This is a genomic window from Ramlibacter sp. Leaf400 (assembly GCF_001424545.1).
Classification (GTDB): Bacteria; Pseudomonadota; Gammaproteobacteria; order Burkholderiales; family Burkholderiaceae_C; genus Ramlibacter.
In genome coordinates, this window is record NZ_LMQL01000012.1 from 432,234 (window position 1) to 444,694 (window position 12,461).

The following is a 12,461-nucleotide window of genomic DNA, read 5'->3' on the forward strand; positions in this document are numbered from 1 at the left end:
GCCCGGCCATCATCAATAATCCGCACCCATGGCAACACGGTCTCCCTTCCCCTTCGTCGACAGCCTGCTGGACGCGGTGGGCCAGCGGTTCGCGCCCCCGCCCTGGGCGGTGCACGAGGCGCAGCGGCGGCTCGTGCTGCTGCTCAACCACGTCCTGATGCAGGAGCCGCAGGCCATGGAGCGGCTGCGCCGCCAGGCCGGCCGGCTGGTGGAGGTCCGCTGGCGCATCTTCCACGTGCGCCTGGCCGCCACCCCCGCCGGCCTGCTGGACCTGGCCGAGGCGGCGCCCGCCCCGGACCTCACCCTGACCGTCACCGAGGACTCGCCCTGGGCGCTCGGCCAGGCGGCGCTGCGCGGCACCAAGCCGCCGGTGCGCATCGAGGGCGACGTGCAGTTCGCCGCGGAGGTGAACTGGCTGGTCGACCACGTCCGCTGGGACGTGGAGGAAGACCTGGCCCGCCTGCTGGGCGACGCGCCGGCCCACGCCCTGGGCCAGGCGGCGCGCGGCATGGCCGAGGCCCTGCGCCGCTTCACCCCGGGCGGCGCCCCCGCGGCATCCCCGGGCCCGTCGCCGGCGCCGATGGCGGGCACCACCGCCGGGAACCCATGACGAGGTACTTCCGCGGCGCCTACATCCTCTGGGTGATCCTGCGCTACGGGCTCGACGAGCTCGTCCTCAGCAGCTTCCAGCGGCCCTGGCTGCACCGGCTGGCGCGCATCCTGAGCTTCGGGCGGCGCCTGCAGGCGCCGCGCGGCCAGCGGCTGCGCCTGGCGCTGGAAAGCCTGGGCCCGATCTTCGTCAAGTTCGGCCAGGTGCTGTCCACCCGCCGCGACCTGCTGCCGGCCGACGTGGCCGACGAACTGGCCCGGCTGCAGGACCGCGTGCCCCCGTTCGATCCGGCCATCGCCATGGCCACCATCGAGCGCGCCTTCCGCCGGCCGGTGGCGACCATCTTCGCCAGCTTCGAGCGCGAGCCCGTGGCCAGCGCCTCCATCGCGCAGGTGCACTTCGCCACGCTGCTGGACCGCCAGGGCCTCACGCGCGAAGTCGCGGTCAAGGTGCTGCGCCCCGGCATGCTGCCGGTGATCGAGAACGACCTGGCGCTGATGCGCATGATGGCCGGCTGGATCGAGGGCCTGTCGTCCGACGCCAAGCGGCTCAAGCCGCGCGAGGTGGTCGCCGAGTTCGACAAGTACCTGCACGACGAGCTGGACCTGCTGCGTGAAGCGGCCAATGCCGCCCAGCTTCGCCGCAACATGGACGGCCTGGACCTGGTGCTGATCCCCGAGATGTTCTGGGACTGGTGCCACTCCGAGGTGATCGTGATGGAGCGCATGTACGGCGTGCCGATCAGCCAGAACGAGCGCCTGCTGCAGGCCGGCGTCGACCTGCGCCAACTGGCGCGCGACGGCGTCACCATCTTCTTCACCCAGGTGTTCCGCGACGGCTTCTTCCACGCCGACATGCACCCGGGCAACATCCAGGTCAGCCTGGATGCGACCACCTTCCAGCGCTACATCTCGCTGGACTTCGGGATCATCGGAACGCTGACCGAGTTCGACAAGGAGTACCTGGCGCAGAACTTCAACGCGTTCTTCCGGCGCGACTACAAGCGCGTGGCCGAACTGCACATCGAGTCCGGCTGGGTGCCGCCGACGACGCGGGTCGACGAGCTGGAGTCCGCCGTGCGCGCGGTGTGCGAGCCGTACTTCGACCGGCCGCTCAAGGAGATCTCGCTGGGCATGGTGCTCATGCGCCTGTTCCAGACCTCGCGCCGCTTCAACGTGGAGATCCAGCCGCAGCTGGTGCTGCTGCAGAAGACGCTGCTGAACATCGAGGGCCTGGGCCGCCAGCTCGACCCCGACCTCGACCTCTGGGCCACGGCCAAGCCCTTCCTGGAGCGCTGGATGCTGGAGCAGGTGGGCCCGCAGCGCCTGCTGGACGAACTGCGCGACCAGGCGCCGCGCTACGCCAAGATGCTGCCCGAGCTGCCGCGGCTGGTGCACGACTTCCTGCGCCACCGCTCGCAGCCGGAGCGCCGCGAACTGCAGACGCTGATCGACGAGCAGCGCCGCACCAACCGCCTGCTGCAGGCCTTCCTGTACGGCGGCGTCGGCTTCGCGCTGGGCCTGCTGGTGATGCAGGTGCTGGCCCGCATCCGGCTGTTCTAGGCGCGCACTGCCGGGCATAATTCCGGCGCCCGAATCGCGGGGCTGGAGGTGCGCCTGGTGAACTACACGCTGATCTCTTTCGTCGTCCTGTACCTGCTGGGCACGCTGGCCATCGGGGCCTGGGCCGGCACCCGGATCAAGAACACCGCCGACTTCGCCATCGCGGGCCGCAGCCTGCCGCTGGTGATGGTGGTCACCACCACCTTCGCCACCTGGTTCGGCGCCGAGACCGTGATGGGCATCCCGGCCAAGTTCGTGCAGGGCGGCCTCAACGCGGTGGTCGAAGACCCGTTCGGCGCCGGCACCTGCCTGATCCTGGTGGGCGCCTTCTTCGCGGCCAAGCTTTACAAGCAGAACCTGCTGACCATCGGCGACTTCTACCGCCAGCGCTATGGCAAGGGCGTGGAGGTGTTCTGCTCGGTGGCCATCATCCTGAGCTACCTGGGCTGGGTGGCGGCGCAGATCACGGCGCTGGGCCTGGTGTTCTCGGTGCTCACCGGCGGCGCCATGTCCGAGACCACAGGGATGATCGTGGGCACGCTCGCGGTGCTGGTCTACGTGGTGATCGGCGGCTTCCTGGCCGTGGCCTGGACCGACTTCATCCAGATGATCGTGCTGGTGGTGGGCCTGACCATCATCGCCTTCTTCGCGGCCGACCTGGCCGGCGGCGCCGGGCAGGTGGTCTCGATGGCCACGTCGCAGAACCTGTTCAACTTCCTGCCGCCGCCCACCTTCACCGACATCGCCTTCTTCATCGGCGCCGGCCTGACCATGATGCTGGGCAGCATCCCGCAGCAGGACGTTTTCCAGCGCGTGATGTCGGCCCGGGATGCCGACACCGCCCGCCGCGGCGCCATGATCGGCGGCTTCAGCTACATCCTGTTCGCCTTCGTGCCGATGTTCATCGTGGCCAGCGCCGTGGTGGTCATGGGCTCCAGCGCGATGGACATGGCCAAGGACGACTACCAGCGCCTGCTGCCCACCTTCGTGCTCACCAAGATGCCGCTGGTGATGCAGATCCTGTTCTTCGGCGCGCTGGTCTCGGCCATCAAGAGCACCTCGTCGGCCACGCTGCTGGCGCCCTCGACCAGCTTCGTGGAGAACATCCTGAAGAACCTGCGGCCCGGCATGAGCGACCGCCAGCAGCTGCTGGCCATGCGCGTGACCATCGTGGTCTTCACCGCCATCGTGCTGGCCTACGCCATCGCGATGCAGGGCACGCCGATCTACGACCTGGTGTCCTCGGCCTACCAGGTCACGCTGGTGGGCGCTTTCGTCCCGCTGGTCATGGGCCTGTACTGGAAGCGCGCCACCACCCAGGGCGCCATCCTCTCCATCGCCGCGGGCATCACCACCTGGGTGCTGTTCTTCCCGCAGATCAACAAGGGGCTCGGCGAGGCCTTCCCGGGCCAGCTGGCCGGCCTCCTGGCCGCCCTGGCCGGCATGGTGGTGGGCTCGATGCTGCCGCAGGTGCTGCGCAACCGGCACGAGCCGCGCGCGCCGCTGCACGCCTGAAGGGAGCAGGGTGGCGGCTGCGGGGGTTGAAGTTTCCCCCGCCGCCTATAATTGAGGGCTTTGCCACCCTGCATCACTTCCTTACAGCCATGCCCATCTACGCCTACAAATGCGGCTCCTGTGGCCATGCCAAGGACGTCCTGCAAAAAGTGTCGGATGCGCCGCTGACCGCGTGTCCCGCCTGCGGCGCCGAGGCGTTCGCCAAGCAGATCACCGCCGCCGGCTTCCAGCTCAAGGGATCGGGCTGGTACGCCACCGATTTCCGCAACGGCGGCAGCACGTCCAAGCCCACCGAGGCCGCGGCCGACGGCAAGGCGGCCGACAAGCCCGCCGACAAGCCGTCCGAGTCCAAGCCCGCCGACGGGGCCTCGTCCCCTTCCACCAAGACCGACGCGCCTTCGGCCTCGGCCGGCGGCTGCGGCAGCGCCTGCGCCTGCCACTGAAGGCGGGAGTCCCGCACGCATGGCCGCTCTCCGCCGCTGGTTGTTTGCCGGCCTTCTCGTCCTGGCGCCCCTGGGCATCACGCTGTGGGTGCTCCAGTGGATCATCGGCACGCTCGACCAGACCCTGCTGATCCTGCCCGGCGCCTGGCAGCCCGACCGGCTGCTGGGCTTTCGCCTGCCCGGCCTGGGCGTGCTGCTGGCGCTGGCCATCCTGCTGGTGGTCGGCGCCATCACCAGCAACTTCGTGGGCCGCAAGCTGGTGTCCTGGAGCGACGCGATCCTGCACCGCATCCCGGTGGTGCGGTCGATCTACTCCAGCGTCAAGCAGGTCTCCGACACGCTGTTCTCGCCTTCGGGCAACGCCTTCCGCACCGCGGTGCTGATCGAGTGGCCGCGCCCCGGCATGTGGACCATCGCCCTGGTCACCGGCGCCCCCGGTGGCGACGTGGTCAACCACCTGCCGGAAGATTTCGTCAGCGTGTACGTTCCCACCACGCCCAACCCCACGGGCGGTTATTTCGTGATGCTTCGCCGCAGCGACTGCATCGAACTCAAGATGAGCGTCGACGAGGCGCTTCGCTACGTCATCTCCATGGGTGTCGTGGTGCCCAGCGCGCCGGCGGTGCCCGCTGTGCCCGCTGTGCCCGCTGCGCCCATCGCTCCCGCCGTCAACGCCCGCTGAACGCGCCCGCCGCGCGTCGCGTCCTTCCGGAAGGTTTGCCCCCATGTCCTCACAACAAATGCGCACCCTCTACTGCGGCCTCGTGGACGAGGCGCTGCTCGGCCAGACCGTCACCCTGTGCGGCTGGGTGAACCGTCGGCGCGACCACGGCGGCGTGATCTTCGTGGACCTGCGCGACCGCGAGGGCTACGTGCAGGTGGTGTGCGACCCCGACCGGCCCGACATGTTCAAGACCGCCGAGGGCCTGCGCAACGAGTTCTGCATCCAGGTCAAGGGCCTGGTGCGCGCGCGCCCCGAAGGCACGGTCAACGACCACCTCAAGAGCGGCCGCATCGAGGTGCTGGCCCATGAACTCACGGTGCTCAACCCCTCGGTCACCCCGCCTTTCCAGCTGGACGACGAGAACCTGTCGGAGACCACCCGCCTGATCCACCGCGTGCTGGACCTGCGTCGCCCGTACATGCAGAAGAACCTGATGCTGCGCTACAAGGTGACGATGGAGGTGCGCAAGTTCCTGGACGCCAACGGCTTCATCGACATCGAGACGCCGATGCTCACCAAGAGCACGCCCGAGGGCGCGCGCGACTACCTGGTGCCCAGCCGCGTGCACGACGGCATGTTCTTCGCGCTGCCGCAGTCGCCGCAGCTGTTCAAGCAGCTGCTGATGGTGGCCGGCTTCGACCGCTACTACCAGATCACCAAGTGCTTCCGCGACGAGGACCTGCGCGCCGACCGCCAGCCCGAGTTCACCCAGATCGACGTGGAGACCTCCTTCCTGAAGGAGGAGGAGATCCGCACCATGTTCGAGGGCATGATCCGCAGCACCTTCCAGAAGGTGCTGGGCATCGACATCGGCGCCTTCCCCGTGATGAAGCACGACGACGCGATGCGCCTGTACGGCTCGGACAAGCCCGACCTGCGCGTCAAGCTGGAGTTCACCGAACTCACCGACATCATGAAGGACGTGGACTTCAAGGTGTTCTCCGGCCCGGCCAACCAGGAAGACGGCCGCGTGGTCGGCCTGCGCGTGCCCGGCGGCAGCGAGATGAGCCGCAGCGAGATCGACGGCTACACCGAGTTCGTCAAGATCTACGGCGCCAAGGGCCTGGCCTGGATCAAGGTCAACGACGTGGCCGCCGGCCGCGAGGGCCTGCAGTCGCCCATCGTCAAGAACCTGCACGACCAGGCGATCGCGCGCATCCTGGAGCGCACCGGCGCCAAGAGCGGCGACCTGATCTTCTTCGGCGCCGACCGCGCCAAGGTGGTCAACGACGCCATCGGCGCGCTGCGCGTGAAGGTCGGCCACAGCGAGTTCGGCAAGTCCCGGGGGCTGATCGAAGGCGCCTGGCGGCCGCTGTGGGTGGTCGACTTCCCGATGTTCGAGTTCGACGACGACGCGCAGCGCTGGAACGCGGTGCACCACCCGTTCACCTCGCCCAAGGACGGCCACGAGGACTGGCTGGAGACCGACCCCGGCCGCTGCCTGGCCAAGGCCTACGACGCGGTGCTCAACGGCATCGAACTCGGCGGCGGCTCGGTGCGTATCCACCGCGAGGACGTGCAGAGCAAGGTGTTCCGCGCGCTGAAGATCGGCGAGGAGGAGGCCAAGGCGAAGTTCGGCTTCCTGCTGGACGCGCTGCAGTACGGCGCCCCCCCGCACGGCGGCATCGCCATCGGCCTGGACCGCTTCGTGATGCTGATGACCGGGGCCGAGAGCCTGCGCGACGTGATCGCGTTCCCCAAGACCCAGCGTGCGCAGGACCTGCTCACGCAGGCGCCGGGGCCGGTGGACGAGAAGCAGCTGCGGGAGCTGCACATCCGGCTGCGGAACCTGCAGGGCGCGTAGGCCTTTTCGGGCAGCGCGCCCGCGCGGCAGGCGGTGCCTGGCCCGGGCTCATGGTGGGCCGGTTGCTCGCGTTGCTCGCAACTCGCAGGGCATTCCGCGGCCTGGCCTGCGCGGCAGAACTCACTGCGCTGCTACGCAGCTCCGTTCAGACAGCTGCCGCGAGTCAGTGGTTGATATCAAGCTCGCCTGACGGCTCGCAACGGCCGGGCCGCGGAAAGCCCGGCTCGTCCCACAAATCGCCCGGGCCAGGCACCGCCTGCCGCGTGGGAGCAGGGTGCGGGTGCGGGCAGGAGNTCGCAACGGCCGGGCCGCGGAAAGCCCGGCTCGTCCCACAAATCGCCCGGGCCAGGCACCGCCTGCCGCGTGGGAGCAGGGTGCGGGTGCGGGCAGGAGGCCTTCTGCGCCCCGCCGCCTCCCATCGCTTTTTCGTTGCCACCGTCATCCCCGCGAAGGCGGGGATCCAGTGCTTCCTCTGAAGTCCGCCGAAGCCGGACGCCCTGGATTCCCGCCTTCGCGGGAATGACGGGAGAGCGAGCGCAGGAGCGGTTGATCATCGCCCCTGCCACCGTCCCGGAACGTGTCTGACACGCGTGCCCACGCCGCGTGTGCAGAATGACCCGGTGTCCAAGCCCTTCAAGATCCCCCAGTCCGTCCTGGTGGTGATCCACACCCCCGCGCTCGACGTCCTGCTCATCAACAGGGCCGACGCGCCGAACTTCTGGCAGTCCGTCACCGGCGCCAAGGACCGCGAGGACGAAGCCTTCGAGGACACGGCCGTCCGCGAGGTCTTCGAGGAAACCGGCATCGACGCGCGCGCCGGCGTGCTCGCCGACTGGGGCATGGAGAACGTCTACGAGATCTACCCGCGCTGGCGCCACCGCTACGCCGAGGGCGTGACGCACAACACCGAGCACGTCTTCGGCCTGCGCGTGGCCGAAGGCACGGATGTGAAGCTCAACCCGCGCGAGCACACCGGCTTCATGTGGCTGCCCTGGCGCGCGGCGGCCGACGCCTGCTTCTCGCCCAGCAACGCCGAGGCGATCCTGCTGCTGCCGCAGTTTTCGGGGGCTCGATGACCTTGCTGCGGGTCGCCACGTACAACATCCACAAGGGCGTCCAGGGGTTCGGCCCCACCCGGCGGCTGGAGATCCACAACCTCGGCCACGCGATCGAGCAGCTCGACGCCGACGTGGTCTGCCTGCAGGAAGTGCGCAAGCTCCATCGCCGCGAGGAACGCTACTTCACCCGCTGGCCCGAGCTGCCGCAGGCCGAGTTCCTGTGCCCGGAGGGCTACGCCGCCGTGTACCAGACCAACGCCACCACCCGCCACGGCGAGCACGGCAACGCTCTGCTGTCGCGCTGGCCGGTGGTGTCGCACGGGCACGAGGACATGTCGGACCACCGCTTCGAGCAGCGCGGCCTGCTGCACGTGAAGGTGCGCATAGGCCGGCACGAGGTCCACGTGATCGTGCTGCACCTGGGCCTGATCGCGTCCAGCCGCGTGCGGCAGGTCGAGCAGCTGGGCCGCTACGTCGAGCGCGAGATCCCGCGCCGCGCGCCGCTGGTCGTGGCCGGCGACCTCAACGACTGGGGCGGGCGGCTGCGCCCGACGATGCGGGACATCGGCCTGCGCGATTTCAGCGACGACAAGGCGCGCACCTACCCTTCGCGGCTGCCGCTCACGCAGCTGGACTACGTCTACGCGCGCGGCCTGCGGCCGCAGGGCGTGGAGATCCCGCGCGGGCGGGTGTGGGGGCAGATGTCGGACCACCTGCCCCTCATCGCGACCTTCTCGATGTAAGGCGCCGCCACCATGCCGCACCGCATCCCGCCGCTGCGAACCGGCCATGCGCTGCACCTGCTGGAGGGCAGTGCGGAGTACTTCCCCGCGCTGGTCGCCGCCATCGACGCGGCGCAACGGGAGGTCTGGCTGGAGACCTACATCTTCGACTTCACCGGCTCCAGCGCCGAGGTGGCCTGGGCGCTGGAACGCGCGGCGCGCCGGGGCGTCAGCGTGCGGGTGGTGGTGGACGGCTTCGGCACCGGATCGCTGCCGGCCGCCTGGCGCGAGCGGCTGCTGGAGGCGGGCGTGGACTGGCGCGTGTTCGCGCCCATCGGGCGGCTGGGCGTGCTCACGCCGGCAAGCTGGCGGCGCCTGCACCGCAAGCTGTGCGTGATCGACGAGCGCGTGGCCTTCTGCGGCGGCATCAACATCCTGGACGACCTGCACGACCCCAACCATGGCCCGCTGCCGGCCCCGCGGCTGGACTTCACGGTGCAGGTCACCGGCCCGCTGGTGGCCCAGGTCCGCGCGGCCATGCTGCGCCTGTGGAAGCGCATGCGCACCTTCGACGCGCTGCGCCGCGGCGGGCTGGGCGGCGCGCTCACGTCCCTGCGCGCCTCGCGCCCGGCCGCGGTGGCGTCGCGCCCCGCAGCCGAGGGGCGGCAGGGCAGCCGCGCCGCGCTGGTGCTGCGCGACAACTTCCGCCACCGCACGAACATCGAGCGGGCCTACCGCCGCGCCATCGGCCGGGCCCGCAGCGAAGTCATCATCGCCAACGCGTACTTCGTGCCGGGCCGCAAGATGCGCGAGGCGCTGGTCAACGCCACGCGGCGCGGCGTGCGGGTGGTGCTGCTGCTGCAGGGCCGCTACGAGTACTTCATGCAGTACTACGCCGCGCGCCCGATCTACGGCGCGCTGCTGCGGGCGGGCGTGGACATCCACGAGTACTCGCCCAGCTTCCTGCACGCCAAGGTGGCGGTGATCGACGGCCGCTGGGCCACGGTGGGCTCGTCCAACATCGACCCGCTCAGCCTGTTGCTCGCGCGCGAAGCCAACCTCGTGATCGAGGACCCCGGGTTCGCGCAGGTGCTGCGCGACCGCCTGCTGCACGCGGTGGCGCACGAAGGCCAGGCCATGCAGGCCGACCAGTACGCGCAGCGGCCGCTGCGCCAGCGCGTGCTGGAGCGCATCGCCCAGGTGGTGATGCGGCTGGCGCTGACCATCGAAGGCAAGAGGACCTACTGGTGAAGCCACGCGACCTCGTGGTGCAGCGGCCCGAGGGGCTCTACTGCCCGCCCGGCGACTTCTACATCGACCCCTGGCGTGCCGTGCCGCGGGCCGTCATCACCCACGCCCACGCCGACCATGCGCGCATGGGCAACGGCCACTACCTCGCGGCGGCGCCGGCCGAAGGCGTGCTGCGCGCCCGGCTGGGCGAGATCGACCTGCAGACGCTGGCCTACGGCGAGGCGATCACGCACCACGGCGTGCGGGTGTCGCTGCACCCGGCCGGCCACGTGCTCGGTTCGGCCCAGGTGCGGCTGGAGCATGGTGGCCAGGTCTGGGTGGCCAGCGGGGACTACAAGGTGGCGCCGGACCGCACCTGCGAGCCCTTCGAGCCGGTGCGCTGCGACGTCTTCATCACCGAGTCCACCTTCGGCCTGCCGATCTACCGCTGGCGGCCCGACGAGGAACTTTTCGCCGGCATCAACGACTGGTGGTCACGCAACGTGCTGGCCGGGCGTGCCAGCGTGCTGGCCTGCTACAGCTTCGGCAAGGCGCAGCGCATCCTCAGCGGGGTCGACCCGACCATCGGGCCGATCATCGTCCACGGCGCCGTGCGGCCGCTCAACGACGCCTACCGCGCGGCCGGCGTGCCGCTGCCCGACACGCGCATGGTCACCGAGGTGAAGGACCGCGCCGAGCTCAAGCGCGCGCTCGTGGTGTGCCCGCCCAGCGCGGTCGCCAGCACGTGGCTGCGCCGCTTCGGCGAAAGCAGCACGGCCTTCGCCAGCGGCTGGATGCAGCTGCGCGGCGCGCGTCGGCGCGGCGGCTACGACCGCGGCTTCGTGGTGTCCGACCACGCCGACTGGCCGGGCCTGCTGAAGGCGATCGGCGCCACCGGCGCGCAGCGCGTGATCGTCACCCACGGCAGCGTGCCGGTGATGGTGCGCTACCTGCAGGAGCAGGGCCTGGAGGCCGAGGGCTTCGACACCGAGTACGGCGACGACGTGGTGGAGGCCGACCAGGCGCCGCAGGAGCCGGCGGGCGAGGGCACGTGAGGCGGTTCTCCCAGCTCTTCGCCGAGCTCGACGCCACCACGTCGACCAACGCCAAGGTCGAGGCGCTGCAGCGCTACTTCGCGGCCGCCACGCCGGCCGACGCCGCGTGGGCGGTGTACTTCCTGGCCGGCGGCAAGCCGCGGCAGGTGATGAACATGGGCATCCTCGCGCAGCTGGCCTGCCAGGAGGCCGGCATCGAGGCCTGGCTGTTCGACGAGTGCTACCAGGCGGTGGGCGACCTGGCCGAGACCATCGCCCACGTGCTGCCGCAGGCGGCGCAGACGTCCGACGTGGGCCTGGCCGTGTGGGTGGAGGAGCGCCTGCTGCCCCTGCGCGGCCTGCCGCCCGACGAGATCGCCGGGCGCGTGCGCGGCTGGTGGCGCGAGCTGGACGACCCCGGCCGGTTCCTGCTGACCAAGCTGGTGGGCGGCGGCTTTCGCGTCGGCGTCAGCAAGCTGCTGGTGCAGCGCGCGCTGGCCGCGCACGCCGGCATCGACGCCAAGCGCGTGGCCCAGCGCATGATGGGCTACACCGACGGCAAGGTCATGCCCTCGGCCGAACGCTTCTCCGCGCTCGTGGCGCAGGCCGGGGAGGGCGCGCAGGAACGCACCGACGAGGGCCAGCCCTATCCGTTCTTCCTGGCCCACCAGCTCGATGGGCCGGCCGAGGTGTTCTCGTCCCGGCTCGGGCCGGTGGGCGACTGGCAGGTGGAGTGGAAGTACGACGGCATCCGCGGCCAGGTCGTCAAGCGCGCGGGCAAGGTCTGGCTGTGGTCGCGCGGCGAGGAGCTGGTGACCGAGCGTTTCCCCGAGATCGTGGCCCTGGCGCAGCCGCTGCCGGACGGCACGGTGCTCGACGGCGAGATCATGGTGTGGCACGAGGACGTAGAAGGCGGTCCCGGCCGGCCGGCGCCGTTCTCCCTGCTGCAGCAGCGCATCGGCCGCAAGACGCTGACCAGGAAGGTGCTGGCCGACGCGCCCGTGACCTTCATGGCCTACGACCTGCTGGAGCAGGAGGGCGCGGACCTGCGCGATCGCCCGCAGCGCGAGCGGCGGGAGCGGCTCGAAGCGCTGCTGGCCGGCGCCCGGCTGAAGCTGTCGCCCATCGAGACGGCCGCCTCGTGGTCCGAGTTCGCGCAGCGCCGCGCCCGCTCGCGCGAACTCGGTGTCGAAGGTTTCATGCTCAAGCGCCTGGACGCCGCCTACGGCACCGGCCGCACCAAGGCCGACGGCCTGTGGTGGAAGTGGAAGATCGACCCGATGACGGTGGACTGCGTGCTGGTCTACGCGCAGGCCGGCCACGGCCGCCGCGCCTCGGTCTACACCGACTACACCTTCGCCGTCTGGAACCGCGCGCCGGCCGACAAGGCCGAGGCCGACGCGGTGCTGGACGCCATCGAGCGCAAGGAGCCGGCGCAGCCCGGCGCGCTGCAGCTGGTGGCCTTCGCCAAGGCGTACTCGGGCCTGACCGACGAGGAGTTCCGGCAGGTCGACGCCATCATCCGCAAGACCACCATCGAGAAGTTCGGCCCGGTGCGCAGCGTGCGGCCCACGCTCGTGTTCGAACTGGGCTTCGAGGGCATCAACCGCAGCGGCCGGCACAAGAGCGGCATCGCCGTGCGCTTCCCCCGCATGCTGCGCATCCGGCACGACAAGCCGCTGCACGAGGCCGACACGCTGCAGCAGCTGGAGGTGCTGCTGGGCCTCGGACGCTGAGCGGCCAACCTTGCTACCATCGC

At 70.4% G+C, this 12,461-nt stretch carries 11 protein-coding genes; all 11 read left to right on the forward strand.

The window, feature by feature from the left end; all coding sequences use genetic code 11:
* Positions 1–28: 28 nt before the first annotated feature.
* Positions 29–610, forward strand: coding sequence for a hypothetical protein (locus ASG30_RS17820; RefSeq protein ID WP_055899790.1), 582 nt, complete (start codon positions 29–31; stop codon positions 608–610).
* Positions 607–2,172 carry a ubiquinone biosynthesis regulatory protein kinase UbiB gene (gene ubiB / locus ASG30_RS17825; RefSeq protein WP_055899793.1) on the forward strand — a complete coding sequence of 522 codons (1,566 nt, stop codon included), beginning with the start codon at positions 607–609 and terminating at the stop codon, positions 2,170–2,172. Before ASG30_RS17820 ends, ubiB begins: the two co-directional genes overlap by 4 nt.
* A 57-nt stretch (positions 2,173–2,229) precedes the next feature.
* Positions 2,230–3,687 (forward strand): sodium:solute symporter family protein, encoded by a 1,458-nt coding sequence (locus tag ASG30_RS17830; RefSeq protein WP_200947322.1) that lies wholly within the window; start codon positions 2,230–2,232, stop codon positions 3,685–3,687.
* Between the two features lie 89 nt (positions 3,688–3,776).
* On the forward strand, positions 3,777–4,130 hold the full coding sequence (locus ASG30_RS17835; protein ID WP_055899796.1) for an FmdB family zinc ribbon protein: 354 nt from the start codon (positions 3,777–3,779) through the stop codon (positions 4,128–4,130).
* Between the two features lie 19 nt (positions 4,131–4,149).
* A complete protein-coding gene (locus ASG30_RS17840; protein ID WP_055899799.1) occupies positions 4,150–4,812 on the forward strand; it encodes a DUF502 domain-containing protein in 663 nt (220 codons plus the stop codon).
* A 43-nt stretch (positions 4,813–4,855) separates the two neighbouring features.
* On the forward strand, positions 4,856–6,658 hold the full coding sequence (gene aspS, locus ASG30_RS17845; RefSeq protein ID WP_235579831.1) for an aspartate--tRNA ligase: 1,803 nt from the start codon (positions 4,856–4,858) through the stop codon (positions 6,656–6,658).
* Between the two features lie 620 nt (positions 6,659–7,278).
* Positions 7,279–7,734 (forward strand): dihydroneopterin triphosphate diphosphatase, encoded by a 456-nt coding sequence (nudB, locus tag ASG30_RS17850; RefSeq protein WP_055899805.1) that lies wholly within the window; start codon positions 7,279–7,281, stop codon positions 7,732–7,734.
* Complete coding sequence (locus tag ASG30_RS17855) at positions 7,731–8,459, forward strand: endonuclease/exonuclease/phosphatase family protein (protein WP_055899808.1); 729 nt, start codon at positions 7,731–7,733, stop codon at positions 8,457–8,459. The genes nudB and ASG30_RS17855 overlap by 4 nt, the downstream gene beginning before the upstream one ends.
* Before the next feature lie 12 nt (positions 8,460–8,471).
* Positions 8,472–9,689 (forward strand): cardiolipin synthase ClsB, encoded by a 1,218-nt coding sequence (gene clsB / locus ASG30_RS17860; RefSeq protein ID WP_055899811.1) that lies wholly within the window; start codon positions 8,472–8,474, stop codon positions 9,687–9,689.
* Complete coding sequence (locus ASG30_RS17865; protein ID WP_055899814.1) at positions 9,686–10,723, forward strand: ligase-associated DNA damage response exonuclease; 1,038 nt, start codon at positions 9,686–9,688, stop codon at positions 10,721–10,723. The genes clsB and ASG30_RS17865 overlap by 4 nt, the downstream gene beginning before the upstream one ends.
* Entirely contained in the window at positions 10,720–12,438 is a 1,719-nt protein-coding gene (locus ASG30_RS17870; RefSeq protein ID WP_055899817.1) for an ATP-dependent DNA ligase, read from the forward strand. Before ASG30_RS17865 ends, ASG30_RS17870 begins: the two co-directional genes overlap by 4 nt.
* The last annotated feature ends 23 nt before the right edge of the window (positions 12,439–12,461 follow it).